The 17,799-nt window shown below is 41.9% G+C and carries 14 protein-coding genes; 8 read left to right on the plus strand and 6 right to left on the minus strand.

Annotated features, from left to right (window positions below):
• The first annotated feature begins 68 nt into the window (after positions 1-68).
• On the plus strand, positions 69-932 hold the full coding sequence (locus tag JWQ34_RS18205) for a hypothetical protein (RefSeq protein ID WP_299359778.1): 864 nt from the start codon (positions 69-71) through the stop codon (positions 930-932).
• A 148-nt stretch (positions 933-1,080) separates the two neighbouring features.
• On the opposite strand, the gene JWQ34_RS18210 is transcribed toward JWQ34_RS18205, so the two are convergent.
• Both JWQ34_RS18210 and JWQ34_RS18215 read right to left on the minus strand, forming a co-directional pair.
• Positions 1,081-2,043, minus strand: a complete 963-nt coding sequence (locus JWQ34_RS18210) for a MoxR family ATPase (protein ID WP_299359780.1) — start codon at positions 2,041-2,043, stop codon at positions 1,081-1,083.
• 6 nt (positions 2,044-2,049) lie between these two features.
• On the minus strand, positions 2,050-3,420 hold the full coding sequence (locus JWQ34_RS18215) for a peptidylprolyl isomerase (protein WP_299359783.1): 1,371 nt from the start codon (positions 3,418-3,420) through the stop codon (positions 2,050-2,052).
• 174 nt (positions 3,421-3,594) lie between these two features.
• On the opposite strand from JWQ34_RS18215, the gene JWQ34_RS18220 reads away from it, so the two are divergent.
• On the plus strand, positions 3,595-4,158 hold the full coding sequence (locus JWQ34_RS18220) for a hypothetical protein (RefSeq protein WP_299359785.1): 564 nt from the start codon (positions 3,595-3,597) through the stop codon (positions 4,156-4,158).
• A 1-nt stretch (position 4,159) separates the two neighbouring features.
• On the plus strand, positions 4,160-4,738 hold the full coding sequence (locus JWQ34_RS18225) for a non-canonical purine NTP diphosphatase (protein WP_299359787.1): 579 nt from the start codon (positions 4,160-4,162) through the stop codon (positions 4,736-4,738).
• Positions 4,739-4,870: 132 nt separating this feature from the next.
• Here the strand turns inward: JWQ34_RS18225 and JWQ34_RS18230 are convergent, their stop codons facing one another.
• Complete coding sequence (locus JWQ34_RS18230; RefSeq protein ID WP_299359789.1) at positions 4,871-7,570, minus strand: OstA-like protein; 2,700 nt, start codon at positions 7,568-7,570, stop codon at positions 4,871-4,873.
• A gap of 47 nt (positions 7,571-7,617) precedes the next feature.
• Here JWQ34_RS18230 and tilS point away from each other — a divergent pair, with 47 nt between their 5' ends.
• The 3 genes from tilS to JWQ34_RS18245 are packed head-to-tail and all read left to right on the plus strand — an operon-like array spanning position 7,618 to position 10,781.
• A complete protein-coding gene (gene tilS / locus JWQ34_RS18235) occupies positions 7,618-8,958 on the plus strand; it encodes a tRNA lysidine(34) synthetase TilS (RefSeq protein ID WP_299359791.1) in 1,341 nt (446 codons plus the stop codon).
• A complete protein-coding gene (locus tag JWQ34_RS18240) occupies positions 8,955-9,443 on the plus strand; it encodes a hypothetical protein (protein ID WP_299359794.1) in 489 nt (162 codons plus the stop codon). The genes tilS and JWQ34_RS18240 overlap by 4 nt, the downstream gene beginning before the upstream one ends.
• A 33-nt stretch (positions 9,444-9,476) precedes the next feature.
• A complete protein-coding gene (locus JWQ34_RS18245) occupies positions 9,477-10,781 on the plus strand; it encodes a DUF3472 domain-containing protein (RefSeq protein WP_299359796.1) in 1,305 nt (434 codons plus the stop codon).
• A 147-nt stretch (positions 10,782-10,928) separates the two neighbouring features.
• On the opposite strand, the gene JWQ34_RS18250 is transcribed toward JWQ34_RS18245, so the two are convergent.
• The gene (locus JWQ34_RS18250; protein WP_299359799.1) at positions 10,929-11,894 is read right to left on the minus strand and encodes a 2-oxoglutarate and iron-dependent oxygenase domain-containing protein; all 966 of its coding nucleotides are present in this window, start codon (positions 11,892-11,894) and stop codon (positions 10,929-10,931) included.
• 87 nt (positions 11,895-11,981) lie between these two features.
• On the opposite strand from JWQ34_RS18250, the gene JWQ34_RS18255 reads away from it, so the two are divergent.
• Both JWQ34_RS18255 and JWQ34_RS18260 read left to right on the plus strand, forming a co-directional pair.
• Positions 11,982-13,412, plus strand: a complete 1,431-nt coding sequence (locus JWQ34_RS18255) for a S41 family peptidase (RefSeq protein ID WP_299359801.1) — start codon at positions 11,982-11,984, stop codon at positions 13,410-13,412.
• A gap of 108 nt (positions 13,413-13,520) precedes the next feature.
• Entirely contained in the window at positions 13,521-15,410 is a 1,890-nt protein-coding gene (locus JWQ34_RS18260) for a DUF6600 domain-containing protein (RefSeq protein ID WP_299359803.1), read from the plus strand.
• 553 nt (positions 15,411-15,963) lie between these two features.
• Here the strand turns inward: JWQ34_RS18260 and JWQ34_RS18265 are convergent.
• Both JWQ34_RS18265 and JWQ34_RS18270 read right to left on the minus strand, forming a co-directional pair.
• Positions 15,964-16,329, minus strand: a complete 366-nt coding sequence (locus JWQ34_RS18265) for a hypothetical protein (protein ID WP_299359805.1) — start codon at positions 16,327-16,329, stop codon at positions 15,964-15,966.
• Positions 16,330-16,463: 134 nt separating this feature from the next.
• Positions 16,464-17,765 carry an ammonium transporter gene (locus tag JWQ34_RS18270; protein ID WP_299359807.1) on the minus strand — a complete coding sequence of 434 codons (1,302 nt, stop codon included), beginning with the start codon at positions 17,763-17,765 and terminating at the stop codon, positions 16,464-16,466.
• Positions 17,766-17,799: the final 34 nt, after the last annotated feature.

A 17,799-nucleotide genomic window follows, 5' to 3' on the forward strand; every position in this document is an offset into this window, starting at 1 on the left:
AAGCAGATACTTGGTTCGTACAAACCGGGTAAATATTAAATCATCAAATCGCCTAAAATAGAACAAAAATGAAAAAAATAACATTGGCTGCCATCTCCTTTATGTGCTACACAGCAATAGCTGTAGCGCAAACACCGGCAACGGTTAGTAAAGTGATTGAAGCCGAGGATAACTTTGGTAAGCTAGTTGCCCGCAAAGGTATTAAAGCCGGTTTTTTGGCCGTTGCCGATGATGAAGGCATTATATTCAGGCCCAAAGTTGTTAAAATAACAGATTTTTATGCCAATGTTGAAAAGCAACCCGGCACCCTGCAATGGACACCAAAGTTTGCCCGTATATCATACAATGGAGACCTGGCTTTTACCGCCGGCCCTTATGTTTACGCTAATGGCAAAAGCGATGATGATAAAGTTTATGGTGATTATGTTTCTGTATGGCGGTCGGACGCTGATGGGAAATTGAAATTACTAATTGACCTTGGCATACAACATCCTGAAATGGAAAAGGAGGCTACTGTTGATTTTAAAGAACCTGATGCGGCTAAAAAACCTGTAATAAACAAAGACCCATTTAATGGCAAAAATATTATACTGGCTACTGATAAAATGTTAAACCAAGGGTTAACACTATCATCATTAGGTGCTTATAAAGAGTTTTTAAGCCCCGAGGGTCGCTATTACTTCCCGGGTTTTGACCCAATGACCGGTACCGACAAAATATTAAAGTTTTTAAATAACGAAGCCATCAGCATATCTGCCGAAAACATTAGCGGTGGCCGATCAACTAGTAATGACCTGGCTTATACCTATGGCCGTGCACGCATCAAAAAAGGCAACATCGTAAGTAACTTTAATTACGTGCGTATTTGGGAGCTTGATGCCACTCATAAATGGAATATTTTGTTGGAAGTTTTTTCGGCTATTGAGAATTAGGTTGTTAAAGATAGGTGATTGAAGATTAAAGATTAGTTGACTGTCTGTAACGATATAAACAAAGAAGGCTTGCCGTTATGGTAAGCCTTCTTTGTTTATAGGTAAAATTATTAACCGATGGACAGGACTAATCTTTAATCACCAATCTTTAGAACAACTGTGCTATAATATCATCTGTAGATAACCCTTCGGCCTCGGCATGGTAGCTGCGTACAATTCGGTGGCTTAATATAGGTTTGGCAACTGCCTGTACATCTTCAATATCAGGCGAGTACTTGCCATTAATAACCGCGTGGCACTTAGCACCTAGTATTAAAAACTGCGATGCCCGTGGGCCTGCCCCCCAGTTTAATAAGCGTTTTACTTGTGGTGCTGCAAATTCGCTATCGGGGCGGGTTTTAGCAACCAGTTTTACCGCATACTCTAATACATTATCAGCAACCGGGATATTTCTTACCAATTGCTGGAAATAAATGATCTGCTCGGCATTTAATATTTTACTTACACTTTGTTGCGTGGTGCTGGTAGTGTTTTTAACTATTTGCAGCTCTTCCTGGAACGATGGGTAGTTTAATGATACCTTAAACATAAAACGATCTAACTGTGCTTCAGGCAAAGGATAAGTGCCTTCCTGCTCGATAGGGTTTTGGGTAGCCAAAACAAAAAACGGTTGTGCCAGTTTGTGGGTAACACCTGCTGCGGTAACCGATTTTTCCTGCATTGCTTCTAAAAGAGCGGCCTGCGTTTTCGGCGGAGTACGGTTAATCTCATCAGCCAAAATAATATTGGAGAAAACAGGGCCGGGGATAAACTTAAAGCTTCTATCCTCGCCCAATATCTCAGACCCGATAATGTCTGACGGCATCAGATCTGGGGTAAACTGTATGCGATTAAAATCAAGGTCCAGCACCTGCGATACGGTTTGCACCAGCAAGGTTTTTGCCAATCCCGGCACACCAACCAATAAACAGTGCCCATTACTAAAAATGGATATCAGCACAAATTTCACCACTTCATCCTGCCCAACAATAACATTGCTTATTTCTTTGCGTATTTGCTGATAAGCCTGCTTTAAAGCATCTGCTGCTTCTACATCGGATTTGTGCTGCATAGTGTTTTAAGGTTTAACCTGGGCGCTTGTAGTTGGTGTTGCCCAATCTTTTAACACAGAGCAAGCCTGGTATTGTGGGTCTATTTTAATAAAAGTTTCTTTTCGCTTTTTAGCAAACCACTGGCTTACGGTGCGGTTAGTTTTATCCTCGGTAGCAAATGCTTTTATTTTAGGGAAATCCTGGTCAAGGTTGGCTTTATGCGCGTTGGTTACAGATTTTAAATAAAATACCCGGTAGCTTTTTAGGCCTCTTTGGTCGGTAAACAAAACAGGTTTTGATACGCCGCCTGCTTTCATGGTATCAACCACAACTGCAATTTGCGGGTCTAGTTTATCTGTCGGGATATAGGTTGAACGTGTTTCACCTTCGGGGTTCAGGATCATACCGCCGTTGTATTTGGTTTCTTTACTATCCGAATAAAAAGCAGCCGCGCTCGAAAAGAAATCAACCTTTTGGTTTTTTATGATCAGATTATAAACCGTATCGGCCTTGCCTTTTGCCCTGTCCAAACTTGACGCGGTAATTGGCGGCGTAATTAAAATATGGCGCACATGCACCTGCTCGCCACGGCGCTCTAACACCTGTAAGAAAAAGAACCCATAATCCGGCGATTCAAAAACGGGCGAATATTCACCGGCCTTTAGCCTAAAGGCCCAGCCGGTAAACTCTTTAACAAAAGTATTACGGTCTGCAAAACCTACGTCGCCACCTTGTGGTGCCGATCCTGGATCTTGTGAATAAGCGGTAGCAAGTGTGGCAAAGTCTTCGCCTTTTTTTATCCTGTCAAGTAAGTCTTGTGCTTTTTGGCGATAAACGTCTTTTTCGTCCTTATTAAGCTTTGGCTGAAAAACAATTTCGGCAACCTCAACCTCCTTGTTAAAAGTAGGTAAACTGTCCTTAGGCATTTTGTTAAAATAATCTCTAACATCTTGCGGGGTGATATTTAATTTTTCGGTGATATGCCCCTTCATCTTTTCGGCAAGCATCATTTCTCTTACATCACCATGTATCTCTTCTTTATATTGCAGTAATGAGCGACCTAAAAATTGCTCCAATTTATCCTGGCCACCGGCACGTTGTGACATGCCGCGCATACGGCGGTCAATTTCATTTTGTATATCGTCTTCTTTTACATCTATACTATCAATGGCAGCTTGTTGTACCAGCAATTTTTGCGTAATTAACCCCTGGGTTAACATACATTTATCCGGATGCACATTTTGTATCAGGTATTGGGCATTTAATAACTCAATATCCGATTGTAAAATAACACTGTTACCTATAACGGCTATAATTTTATCTAACATTATCCGCTGCGCGTTAGCGGCGGATGAAAACAAAAACACACTTAAAACTACTATCCCAAACTTTCTCATTAATCCTATTTAAATATACTGCAGATCGGTACCTGCAAAAACGTCCGAATTTCGGTAAAATTTATTAATTATAACTGCAAAACACGGCCTTTTAATATAAGCGGTTTTATAATTATGCGAATATGCCAATAAAGCTTCAAACAGTTTAACTATTTTTGGTTAAAATTTGTTAAAGTGAGAGCAGACAACCCCGCCGCGTTAAGGTTTATACTACAGGATGATATTTATTTGCTGCAAGGCGATAAAGCATTTGCAAGCCAAACAGTTACCCAACCCATTGCAGAAACCCAACCCGAACCGGTTGTCGAAATTGCAAACACAACCCCAATTACCGAGCCCGTTGCAGAAACGCCGGCAATAGTATTTAATTATCTGGGTAAAAACAAAAAGCAGTTTTTAATAATAACGCACTATCCGCAGCATGAATTTATTGCTGATGAGCATTTAACCGCGCTACAAAATATCCTTAAACGCAAAGAGTATGATATAGACGATGTTGCTATACTAAACCTGGCTAAAGCTACAGTCACCGCACTGGATGAATTAGTGACTCATTTTAATCCCCAAAAACTATTGATACTGGGCAAAGATGCCCAGCCTGCAAACATGGGGGTAATAGCGCTTAATCAAACTAAACAGTTGCCTGATTTAACTGCTTTATACAGCTTTAGTTTTGATGAGATGATGAGCAGTGTAGATAATAAAAAGGCGTTTTGGGAGCAAATGAAAAACCTGTAACATGCAGCAATTAGTATTTGCAACTAATAATGCCCATAAACTGGAAGAAGTTGCCGCGAAACTGGCGGGCCGAATAAAACTACTAAGCCTTAACGATATTAATTGCCATGATGATATTGCCGAAACCGGTACTACATTCAGGGAGAACGCGTCTATAAAAAGCCATTATATTTATAATAAATACCACGTTAATTGCTTTGGAGATGACAGTGGTTTAGAGATAGATACCCTAAACGGCGAACCTGGCGTTTACTCGGCCCGTTATGCCGGCGAGCACGGTAATCATGCAGCTAATATGGCTAAGGTGTTGCAAAATATGGCAGATACAACTAATCGCAAAGCGCGTTTCCGTACCGTGATCTCTTTGGTTTGGAATGGCGAAGAACACTTTTTTGAAGGCACGGTCGAAGGCACTATCCGCCGCGAATTAAGCGGTACCGCAGGCTTTGGATATGACCCTATCTTTCAGCCAGTTGGCTACGACATAACCTTTGCCGAAATGACCCTTGCCGAAAAGAATGCCATCAGCCATAGAGCAATAGCAGTAGAGAAATTGATTGAGTTTTTGAAAGGCTTATAGCTTCTCAAGATAAAAAAGCTGTCATTTCGAAACGTAGTGAGAAATCTTAAACGTCTTGCTACAGATCGCTTGTAAAGATTTCTCCCTCGTTCCTCGGTTCGAAATGACATTCGTATATTAAGTATTTTTTTACTACTGCTTTAAAATTATCGACTTCCTCATTAAATTAGTATCTCTTTTAACAACACTATCCTTGCGTGCCTTTATACCGGCAGGCAAGGTGGTAACAGTGTCCTTATGTAGTTTAATATTGGCCGGTTTGTTGTTAATACTGCCCTTGCCCATTTTTAAATCGGACTGTTTATTGTCAAGGCTATCTTTGCCTAATTTAATATCCCCCGGTTTTGATATACCCGGCTTGCCTGTTTTACCGGTAGCTTTGCCCCCTTTAGTAGTGGTTTTTGTAATACCCGGCTTGTTTTTATAAGCCGATAAAATAGACTCTTTTGATATAGGCCTGTCTTTTGGTTTCCAGATAAAGCCTTTCAGTATTTTATCATCCTCCTTCACTTTGCCTATTGGAAACCCATGGCCCTCATATTTATCAGCAAAGCTGTTACTTGATAATTCGCCTTTGTCAAATTCAAAACGTGCCTTACCACTAAACGTTTTTGTCATATCGGTCACTATGTTTTTAACCGTATCGCGTTTAAAGTAAATGGTTTGCGCGTTGCCAATAATAACGAACGAGCTTAGCTTACCATTTTTAAATGTACCATGCATTCGTTTGCCCCCGGCCTGGTTATAATGGGTCGAGTCGTTCTTTTCCAGGTTCACAATAAAAGCTGCGGGGAACATATCAAGGTTATCCAGCTTTTTATTCTTCATCTGTAGGTTTACGGTATCGCCCGATAGTTGCGAACCTTGCGTCCAGATCATGGGGTTAGTATACATGCGTATGGTAGAGTCGCTGCTGCTGTAAAACATAGAGTCGGCTTTAGCCTGCAAGTCCGATTTGTATATTTTGGCGTGATTATAACCCCTAACCATCCTGATACGTGTCGTATCACTTAACTCTTTGGGTGCAAGTAAAGCAAGCGAGTCTGCTTTCTGTTTTTCTTTAAGCGAATCTTGCGCTGTTTTTTTAGGACCGCTTGCTTTTGTTATTTTAGCCATTGCCTTTGGTGCCGGTGGCTTTGGTTTGCCAAAATACTCACGGCGTATAAAGCTGGTATCAACAGGCCATTCCATTGGTTCCAGTAAAATAAATTTTGGTGATTTTTTATAAACAATTGGCGCGGCCTTTTTAACTATGTGGATGGAGGTATCCCTATGTGTTATATCGTATTGTTTTTGCTTTATAATTTTAAACTCTTTGTACGTTACCATTTGGGTTGTTAAGGTATCGGCTACCAGAAACAGCGAATCATAACGTATGTTGGGCCGGGCTTTAGCTACCGCTCTTATAGTATCAGCATACTTATACACCGGGGTAAACGTAGGGATAACCTTTTTGGGGAACACCGTTTGGGTATTACTTTGCTGCGCCACCTGTTTGGTAACAGCCTTAACGGCGCTTTTTATATTGGGCTTTGGTGTTGATGCCGGTAGCTTTCCGCCGGATAGGGCTTTTTTTGTACTTGGATCCGTCAAGTTTTTTAAGGCGGCGCTTTTTGCTGCTTCTATTATTTTGGCATTTGCATTTGTTGTTGATGCCGGGAGCTTACCGCTGGTTATGGCTTTTTTTATAGTAGTATCCGTCAAATTCTTTAGGGCAGTAGTTTTAGCTGCTTCTATTAGTTTGGCATTGGCAGGTAGCTTTTTAGTGACAGAATCTTTTATAGCCTGTAGGGTTAGTTTTTTATCGATGCCTGCGTTGCCAATGGCGGCCATTTTTTTAACCAAATTATCTGTACTGGATACCTTCGCTTTTTTCAGCAATGAATCGGCAGTTGGTTTGTTGAGTAAGGAGTCTGTCGTTTTTTTACCCGCCGCTTTTACAGCCGTGCTGTCCTCGGTTACAAATATCATGTAAGCGTTTTGGGTCATTACGGCCAGTTCGTTTACTTTAAAGTATTCGCCCAGGTCGCCCTTCAAGGTTATTCGCTGTTCTGAGTCATTAAAGGTAACATGCTTAACCGCGCGGCCATAACCTTTATTTCTGTCATAAAATAAGCTGTCGCCTTTAAGCGATTTGGTGCCCTGCGTATACAAGTTCTTTTTCCCGAAACGTGCTTGCTTTAATACTGTATTATAAGTGCCGTTCTCTGTATATAAATTGTCCTTATCCTTGCCTGTTATAATGGTTGGCCCGTAAAAATAATTTATACGCGTGCCCGAGTTGTAGCGCATGGTGTCTGTTTTAATAACAGCATCCGGGGTGGTACATACCACATCGTATCTAAAATAGGCATCGCGTGTAAACGCAAAGTAATAGCCGTTTTTACTGGTAAGTACGTTGTCTTTATTTACCAGCTTGCCGCCATCTACATACGTGCCTATACGGGTGGCGGTGTTGTAAGTGAGGTTATCGGTAGTTAACACCGCGTCTTTATCAACCATTTTAACGTGGTTGGTTAATATGGCTATTTTGGTATTGCCGTTGTAGTTTAACTTGTCGGCATAAATATGTACCGTATCGCCCTGGTTAATTACCACATGGCTAAAGGCATCAACCATGTTAAGGTCGGGGTAAAAGTAGGCGCTGTCTGATGTTAGAGTAGAGTAATCCTGCCTGAATACGCCGTTTTGTACTTTAATTATCCGGTTGCCATTTGGCCCCGGTATAGCCTGCATGGTAGTAGAGCTAACCAGGTTAACCTTTGATTTGCTTTGGCCCCAAACAGACGCTGCCGCCAGTAAAAACAATAAACTTAAAACGTATTTATTCACTACTGCAAAATTAGTTTTTTGTTGGGGTTATTAAATTAATAATTTTGATGATGCTCCCGGATAAAAAATTTACCGATTTTATTGAACAAAACGGCCTGTTTGAACGTGACGGTACCGTTTTGGCCGCGGTAAGCGGCGGCATGGATTCAGTATTAATGGTTCATTTATTAAAATCATCAGGGTATAATTTTGCTATTGCGCACTGTAATTTCCAATTGCGGGGCACTGAAGCCAACGCAGACCAGGAATTTTGCAGGCAATTGGCCCATCAAAATAATGTGCCTTTTCATGCCATCAATTTTGATACCGAACAGTACGCATCTGATAAAAAAATATCTATCCAGATGGCCGCGCGCGATTTACGTTATGCATGGTTCGAGCAAATAAAACAACAACATAACTACACCGCCATTGCGCTTGCGCACCACCAAAACGATGCAATTGAAACAATATTGTTAAACCTGGTGCGGGGTACAGGTATCGCCGGGCTGCATGGTATTTTGCCTAAAAATGGATCATTGGCGCGCCCGCTATTGTTTTTAAATAGGGATGAGATACAGAAACTAATTGCCGAAAACAATTATCAGTATGTGGAAGACAGCTCCAACGCATCTGTAAAATATGCGCGCAATAAATTACGGCATGAGGTTATCCCCAAGCTACAAGAGCTTAATCCATCGCTTGAAAGCACCTTCGAAAACAACCTGAAACACTTCAGGGATCTGGAAACGTTATTGGAAGTTCGCCTTGCCGAATTAAAAAAAGAGCTGTTTGTTTATGAGGGTGATGATATTATTTTAAAGCTAGATGCCATTAAAGCCCTAAACCCCCAACAGCTACTGCTGTTTAAACTATTGCAGGAGTTTGGCTTTAATGAAACTGCTATTGATGATCTGATCTCGGTATTAAATAAACACTCGGGCAAAGTGTTTGAGGCTACTAATTTTAAGCTGATATTGGATAGGGATAAGCTCATCATTACGCCAAAAAATAAAGTAATATATGAAGCTATAAGTATTGATGCTGCCGATCATAGCATCAATTATGGCAACTATAAACTAACCGTATTGCATGATGATACGCCACTCATTATAAAAGATAATCCACTGGCTGTTTCTGTTGATGCGGATAAATTGGTTTATCCGTTAAACGTGCGTGGCTGGCAGCAAAGCGATAGTTTTTGCCCGTTGGGGATGAAAACCCATAAAAAGCTAAGCGATTATTTCATTGGCCAAAAAATACCATTGCACCAAAAAAGCGAGATCCCTTTGTTAATAAACGGTAATGATGAAATTATTTGGATAGGCGGCTATCGGTTGGACGATCGTTATAAAGTATCTAAAAACACCAAAAAAGTAACTATATTCGAATTGTATAAAGTAAAATGAGCGAAAAAATAGTTTACACCGAAAAACAATACCTGGGCCGCGAGTTTATCCCGCTTTCCATCCGTTTGGTATTGGCTATATTTTGTTTTGCCGCCTATGCTTTTACAGCCGTTGGCGATTCGAATGGCGATCTGTTGGCCGTAGTTGGCTTTGCTATTTTGATCATTTCTATTATCATGGGTTTCCTGGTGCATTTTAAGACTCGTGTGGAGAATAAAAGCATTTTGCTAAACGGCCTTTGGACAACCCGCCTGGTTAAAATAGACTTGAACAGCATTGTTAAAGCCGAAATAGCTCCATATAGTCGGTACTTATTTAACAACCCTGTATATAACCTGCATACTAAAGGTACCATCCGTTTTTTCGCTGCCGGTAAAGACGCTATCCACCTAACTGATAGGGACGGGTTGGTTTACATCATAGGTTCACAACACCCTGCCGAATTTTTAAGAGCTATTAAGGCCGAAATGGACGGCAAACTGTAGTGGCAGTTAGCAGATATAAATTTCAATAATTTCATGAGTAAGATATTTTTTACAGCGGTACTGTCAATAGGTTGCCTGTTTAATGCATTTGCTATGCAAAACAGGGTCGATACCGCCGCTGTTGTTGTTCCGCTGGGTGGTAATGCCTGGGTTAATCCGGGATCGAGGGCTGTAATTGATGATACGGGTTTAAGCAATTGGACTGCAAGCGATGATGTGATCAGCATTTACCTGCGGCCCGAAAAAAAAGGCAGTTTAGATATAGCCTTGAAACTGCATGTGCCCGATGGTAAAAGCAAAATAAGTGTCAGCTTTTTAAATAATACGTTAACCAGGGAGGTATCTAACACCAATACCGAAGTTGTTTTTTTTGGCGAGGCAAATGTTGACGAAGCGGGCTATATCAAGTTAGAACTGCGCGGCCTGGCTAAAACCGGGAAGGTATTTGCCGATGTAGAAGATTTGATAGTTATTGGCACTGCTGTTAAAGATGGTGCCGCTTATGTGAAGGATAACCACGGTAATTATTTTTACTGGGGACATAGAGGCCCATCAGTGCATTTAAATTATACGGTCCCGGCTAATGTTAAGAATACTACAGAATGGTATTATAATGAAGTAACCGTACCTGTTGGTAATGACGTTATTGGATCTTATTTTATGGCAGATGGTTTTACCGGGGGGTATTTTGGGATGCAGGTAAACTCGCCGGATACACGGCATGTTTTGTTTTCTGTATGGAGCCCATTCCAGACTGACGACCCTAAAAGCATACCGGATAGTTTAAAAATTAAACTGCTTAAAAAAGGTGCTAATGTACATACCGGCGAGTTTGGTAACGAAGGCTCGGGCGGGCAAAGCTATATGAACTACCCGTGGGTAGCCGGTAAAACCTACTGCTTTTTAATGCATGCCCAGGCAAATCTCGCCACAAAAACAACCATATATACGGCTTACTTTAAAACTGCTGATGAAATTAACTGGCAATTAGTAGCCAGTTTTAAACGACCAAAATCAGGCGATTATTTAAAAGGGCTGCACTCGTTCTTAGAGAACTTTGACCCTGCTTATGGTAACCAAACCCGCAAAGTGTTTTTTGGCAACCAATGGATAGTTGATACCCAGGGAAAATGGTACCCGTTAAATGACGCGCTTTTTACCGGTGATGCAACCGCGACCATCAACTACCGTAAAGACTATGCCGGTGGTGTGCAAAATGATAAGTTTTATCTGCGCAATGGCGGTTTCTTTAATGATTTCACGCCGTTGCGCACCCCACTAACAAAAGCACTAACGGATAAACCACATCCGCAAATTGATTTTAGCAAATTGCCATAAAATAACAAAACCGTCATTGCGAACGAGATACCAGTGTGGCAATCTCTGCACTAGGTATGCGAACGGCCTATCGTGTAGAGATTGCCACGCTACGCTCGCGATGACGGGTGTTTATTAGTTTGCCAACTGCAAACTAATAACTGCCAACTATTTTTTCAATCCAATTTCGCGCAAACGCTCATCCAGGTATTCGCCTGCGGTGATGTCTGTATACAGCTTAGGATGGTCGGCATTAACAGTTGATGGTAAAGATGTCAGATCCATATCTGATACCGGGTGTAAGAAAAACGGTACCGAGTAACGCGAATTTTTCATCAGTTCGCGCGGCGGGTTAACCACACGGTGCGTAGTTGATTTTAATTTGTTGTTGGTTAAACGCTGCAACATGTCGCCTACATTAACTACCAGGTCTTCGCCATGCGCTTTAACAGCAAACCAGCTGCCGTCACGGGTAAGTACTTCTAAACCATCGGCACTGGCACCGATTAATAAAGTTATCAGGTTAATATCCTCATGCGCTCCGGCACGTACTGCATCAGCAGGTACAGAATCCGGGTCTTCGATAGGGAAATAATGCAGGGTACGCAATATAGAATTACCGTTATGCACCTTGTTATCAAAATAATGCTCATCAAGGCCAAGGTATACGGCAATAGCGCGTAATAAATGTTTGCCGGTTTCTTCCAGTTTGCTGTATATATCTAATGTTGTTGTGTTAAAGGCAGGCAGTTCTTTTACTACCAGGTTAGCCGGGTATTCTTCTTTCAATACCGCGTCATCAGTAACCGTTTGGCCTATTTGCCAAAACTCTTTCAGATCGGGTGTTTTAAACCCTTTGGCAGTTTCTTTGCCTTTGCCGGTATAGCCACGCTGGCCGGCAAGCTCGGCTATTTCATAGCTTGATTTTACGCTGTCGGGCAATGCAAAAAGAGCTTTAACCTGTGCGTATAGTTCGTCAATTAGCCCTTTGCTTAAACCGTGATTGGTTATGGTAACAAACCCCGTTTCGTTAAAAGCTTTGCCAATATCATCCGAAAATTGTTTGCGCTCTGCCGCTGTACCGTTAGTATATTTATTAAGATCGAGGCGAGGGATATTTACTGCTGTGCTCATTGTATTATGGTATAAAAATCAAATGTAAAAATATTCAAATAAAAGTAGGTTATATATAAGTGCTAAGTTTATATATTTAAGTCGCCTATGAAACGCCTTTATATATTATTTCTTATCGCATCATTTAGCCTTGTTTGTAAAGCGCAAGACACAGTAAAAAGCAATTTAAATAAATATTATCCGATTAATCAACTAAAATCAGATTTTGTTTTTTTCAAGACTGCTTTAGAAAAAGCTCACCCAAGCCTTTATCGTTACGAGTTTAAGGATACTATTGATTTCTATTTTAACCAGGCGCTGGCTAAACTTGACCACCCGATGAATGAGTTGGAGTACTGGAAAGTGCTTCAAACAATGGTAGTTAAAATAAGATCGGGCCATACGCACGTGTCGCTTTCAAACGAAACCAGTAGGCAACAGTATACATCGCCTCATCTTTTATTGCCATTTACCGTTTATACCGAAAACAACAGGTTATATGTCAAAAATCATATAAAAGCCGATTCGCTATTAAAATCGGGCAGCGAGATCCTGGTTATAAATAATGAATATGGCACATCTATTTTAAAACAGATACAAGATTTTGTATCAGGTGATGGTTATAGTACCAGTTTTAAAGACTTTAATATTGAGTACACTTTTAACCAACTTTACAATTTATTACACGGCGATCAGGATCAGTTTTTAATTACCTTTAAATATAAAGGCGCCATAAAAACCAAGCTGTTTAAAGCCACAAAGCTTACACCACATTTTGCAGTTGCAGAAAGGCTGCCTACCGTTACTTATCCTGATGATATGCCCTCAACCGCATTTTTACGTATCCCTAATTTTGTTTATCAAAAAGAATATTTTGCATTGCACCGGCAGTTATTTAAAGATATAAAACGGCATAATGTTAAAAACCTGGTAATTGATTTGCGCAATAACCTTGGCGGCAAAGACATGATCGCCACTGACCTTATGCAATACTTTATGACAAAGGATTTTAAATTCACTCTTGCCAATGAAAGTTATGTAAATTCCGGCTTTTTTAAATACCTGGCAGATAATACAGCAAAAGGCACAACAACGTTGCAGGATATGGAGAAGATCGACCATCAGCTATACAGGTCTATTTATAATGAAGATGCAATACAGTACACCCGCATAGGCGGCTTTAAGGGTAATGTTTATTTATTAATAAACGGCGGCACGTTTTCGGCCGCAGCATTGTTTGCCGCTGCGGTAAAGCAACAACGGGATTGTGTAATTATTGGTGAGGAAACCGGTGGCGGGGCAGCCGGCTGTGATGGCGGGATATTAGTAGATGTTACCTTACCTAACACGCATTTAAAACTTCATTTACCTTTGTTTTGGACATACGCCATAAACATAAAAAGCGATCAGGGCAAGGGCCTCATGCCTGATATTAGAATCACGCCCGAGATGAACGAAAAATATTTCGCCGAAGGCCTTAACCCGGTTATTGAGGTTTTAAAGGATACAATTAACGCCGAGAATAAGAAAGCCCAATAACGCGATAACTTTATTTAAAACAATTAGCGTACTAAACGTTTTATACTTTATACTGTCCAAAAAATAAAGTCCGCACCTAAAGCCTGTATTCAAAAAAACGTTTAGATCATGAAAATATTAAATAAAATATGGGGTGTTAGCCTGTTGGCATTGTTGCTGATAGTAGCCGCTCCGCGTAAAAGTATGGCGCAGAATGAGTATATATCTGAACAAGACTTTTATGATGAATTACAACCTTACGGTACCTGGGTAAACGACCCGCAATATGGCGATGTTTGGGTACCCGATGTACAGGAAGACTTTAGGCCTTATGGCACACAGGGCCATTGGGTTCTAACAAGATATGGTAATACCTGGGTGTCAGATTATCCGTGGGGATGGGCAACCTTCCACTATGGCCGCTGGCGCTATGACGATTATTATGGCTGGGAATGGATACCGGGTTATGAGTGGGCACCTGCATGGGTTAGCTGGCGCCATGGCGGCGGTTATTATGGCTGGGCGCCGTTGATGCCGGGCATAAGTATCAGCCTGTCGTTTGGCAGGGGCTATCGTGTGCCTAATAATTATTGGGCCTTTGCGCCCGAGGCATATATTAATCGCCCGAATGTTTATAATTATTATGTGCCGCAATCAAGGGCAGTGAATATTATTAATAGGACAACCATTATTAATAATACCTATGTAAATGGGGGCCGCAGTTATATTGCCGGTCCCGGGGCTGCGGATATAGAGCGCTATACGCATCGTCGCCCGCCTGTATATGGTGTTAGTAATGCGTCAAGGCCAGGTGTTATTAGCGTACAAAACCAAACGGTAAATATATTCAGGCCGACAGTTAGGCGTACGCCTGATGCTAAGCCTGCACGGGTAGTTGATGCAAATGCTTACAAACAGCAAAACCCTAACCAGGGGATTGCACACCGTGGGCCAGGCGGTGCGGCCGGGTTTAACCCTGCCAATGCTGCAAAATTGGCTACTGTTGCCCGTAATACAAATGATAACAACAATGTAGTGCGTGTAAACCGTCGCCCGGGTAACAATCCAGGTGGGGGTCAGCAAGGTAATCGTCCGGAACAAAGGGGTAACCAAACTAATACCCCTCAGCCGGGACAACCTGCTGCAAGCGCGCCATCTACACCGACTCAAAGACGCGGACGCCCGGAGAATCGCCCTAATGTAACACCGCCAAATCAACAAAATGGTAATGACGCGCAAGTACAACAACGAGTGCAACGCGAGCAGCAAAGGCAACAACAAGTTCAGCAGCAGAATCAGACCGTACAACAAAATCAGGCACAACAGGTACAACGGCAAAGAGGGCAGGCACAACAGCAGCAACAGCCTCCACAACAAACGGGGAATGATCTGCAACAAAAGCAACAGGCTTTAAATGATCAGCAACGTAACCTGCGCCAGGGACGCAGGCAGCAAATGCAGCAACAGCAACAACAGATACAGTTAGGCCAGAGCGAGCAGGTGCAACAGCAACTGGATCAGCAACGTACAGGCAATACCATACAACAACAGCAACAAAGAGCTGTAAATGGTCAGCAGCGTGTATTGCGCGAGCAGGAAAGGCAACAAGCGCAACAACAACAACAAGCTCAACAGGCTCCGCAAGTACAACGTCAGCAACAACAGGCTCAACAGCAGCAAGCACAACAAGCGCAAAGAGATCAGCAGCGTGCTCAACGCGACCAACAGGCACAACAGCAGCAAGCTCAGCAACAAGGGCAACGTCAACAACAGCAAGCCCAACAGCAGCAAGCGCAACAGGCACAACAAGGGCAACGTCAGCAGCAGCAACAGGCTCAACAGCAACAGCAAGCTCAGCAAGCCCAACAACAGCAAGCGCAACAGGCACAACAAGCGCAACGCCAGCAGCAGCAACAGGCTCAACAACAACAAAGAGCCCAGCAACAGCAACAAAAGCAGGTTCAACCGCCACCACAGCGCCAGCAGGAACGCAGGCCGCCCGAACAGGTGAAGCCATAATGATACAAATGTGAAATAAAAAAGCCTGCTCCTGTAATTACAGGATGCAGGCTCTCACATTTAACCGATCAACAACAAACGATTAAAACTCTTTATTACGCGCAGTTTAGCAACGCTGTTTATTTCACAGCAAATCTTCTAAAAAGCGAAATATAATTTATTTTTATACCTGTGTTTACTGGCTACGGTACCGGGTAAGTTTAATTAAAGGCTGATCCCCCTGGAACCAGCCTTTCCTGCTATAGTGAAATCTTTATTAACTGATGGTGTCGCGATCATCAGGAGGCTGGCTTACAAATTTATGCACGTGTATTTAGTATTGTTGTAGCAATCAATCAAATCTAAAGGTGTGCGCTTGTAAAGCTGGCCAAATAAAGACGTACAAGAGGCTTGCATGTATTATTGGGTACCATAACTGCTATAAAAGCAACAGGAAGATTGAGATGATATCTGAAAGAAAAAGCTATACCCATGTGCGAAAACAGCAAAGGGCTATTAATCAATAACAGGTAATTGATTATTATTTAGCTAAGTAACAGATACCTTTTGGTTGCTACCAAAAAACGTGGAAGGGAAACAGAAAATCTGCGTTTTGAAGCGTGTATCTGTGATCGTTATATCCGGAGAAAAAATTAAAATACTTTATACAGTTAGTTGCGCTTTGCGGGATAAGATAAGCTGCAAATACCGGGTTGGTAATTTTATGAACCAGGCGTATAGCTTCCTGGTTGCCGCCGATAAGGTTGAACTTAATAAACGGGTTAACCGGTACATTTGGGGTATGAAATGCTTTTGATAAAGTGGTATGCTGATTGTTTTGATAGGCAAGCGCATGCGATTTGCCCTTGCTGATAAAGAACGCGCAGCAAAGCAATAGTGCAAATGATAATTTTAAGAAATGGCCTATCTTCAATTTCATTAAAACGTTATTCTATATGATAAAAATAAGAAAACTATTTGATTTTAACCGTTAACGATCTTCTTTTTTATCTTCTTTGTAATTAGAAATTAACAGCGGTTACAAATCGTAACCGCTGTTGTAATTGAATGCTATTAAAGTTCTTCATCGTGCTGACTAACGTCAAGGCCCAACAGCTCTTCTGCAGGTGTTACACGTAACGGGCTTATCATATCTGTTACTTTTAACAGGATAAATGCACCTATAAATGCGAAAGCAGATACAGCAACCAATGCTATCAAGTGTTTAACAAATAAAGCGGTTTCGCCATAAAATAAGCCGTCTGCACCTGCGCTGTTAACGCTTTTGGTAGCAAATACGCCTGTTAATAACATACCCGCCATGCCCCCAACACCGTGGCAAGGGAATACGTCCAATGTATCATCAATATTGGTTTTGCTTCTCCAGATCACTACCAGGTTACTAACTACTGCTGCAACTATACCTACTATTAATGAGCTTGATACTGTTACGAAACCTGCCGCCGGTGTTATGGCTACCAAACCTACAACTGCGCCTATACATGCGCCCATAGCTGATGGCTTTTTACCACGCAGGATATCAAAAAATACCCAGGCAATGGCAGCCGCGGCTGATGCAGTAGTTGTAGTAGCCAAAGCTGTTGAAGCTAATTCGTTGGCGCCTAATGCAGATCCTGCATTGAAACCAAACCAACCGAACCATAGTAAACCTGTACCTAATATTACGTAGCTGATACGTGCTGGTGTGTGTGACGCTGGTATCTCATTACGTTTTTTAAGGTATAATGCCGAAGCCAAAGCAGCCCAACCTGCAGACATGTGTACAACTGTACCGCCTGCAAAATCCAATACACCCATTTTAAAGAAGAAACCTTCGGGATGCCAGGTTGCGTGGGCAAGCGGCGCGTATATAAATACTATAAATAAGGTGATGAATATCAAATATGAGTTAAAGCGGATACGCTCTGCAAATGCTCCTGTTATTAACGCCGGTGTAATTACCGCGAATTTTAACTGGAACATAGCAAACAAGATAACCGGGATAGTGCCCCATGGTACGCCCAGCGTATTTTGCATCATAAAAAATGATTTAGGGTTGCCTATCAACCCCCAGCCGCCAACGTCCTCGCCAAAGGCAAGGCTAAAGCCAAATACTACCCAGATAATAGTGATCAAGCCCATACAAACAAAACTCTGCAGCATGGTAGAGATCACATTCTTTTTTTGAACCATGCCGCCGTAAAAAAACGCCAGTCCGGGTGTCATTAATAATACCAAAGCTGTTGATATCAGCAACCAGGCTGTGTCGGCTTTGTCTATAGGTGTTTTTGCAGCTGGTGCTACTACAGCGCCCGGAAACGCGAACGCGAGGGCCACTACAATAATAAGGATGCCAAATGGTACAAATTTTTTCATGTTGAAAATTGTTAAAGTGATTAATTAAAATGCT

Source organism: Mucilaginibacter sp. (assembly GCF_028288185.1).
In the GTDB taxonomy this organism is placed as follows: Bacteria; Bacteroidota; Bacteroidia; order Sphingobacteriales; family Sphingobacteriaceae; genus Mucilaginibacter.